This is a genomic window from Paraburkholderia sp. BR10937, assembly GCF_040965695.1.
Lineage (GTDB): Bacteria > Pseudomonadota > Gammaproteobacteria > Burkholderiales > Burkholderiaceae > Paraburkholderia.
The window spans coordinates 1-231 of sequence record NZ_JBFRCL010000295.1 but is presented as its reverse complement, the minus strand read 5'-3'; the positions used below and the strand labels follow the sequence as shown (position 1 = coordinate 231).

Here is a 231-nt window from a genome sequence, read left to right as displayed (position 1 = left end):
GGGGGTTAACCATGTACACATCCATTGGAGATCAAAAAATGCAAAAGATCATCGCTCAGGCAAAGACCTTCGCCCGTGACGAAAACGGCATCACGGCTCTCGAGTACGGGATGCTCGCCGGTCTGATCACGGTGCTGATCATCGCCAGCATCGCATCGATCGGTTCGACGTTGAAAAACGTGTTCTCCGACGTCGCCAACACGATCTGACTGATGCGCGGGCGAGTGGAGT

At 54.5% G+C, this 231-nt stretch carries 1 protein-coding gene; it reads left to right on the top strand.

Going from position 1 to position 231, the window contains the following annotated elements; translation table 11 throughout:
* Positions 1 to 209: Flp family type IVb pilin (locus AB4Y44_RS43045; protein ID WP_368702868.1), on the top strand; the 209-nt coding region annotated here is incomplete at its 5' end.
* Positions 210 to 231 lie beyond the last annotated feature (22 nt).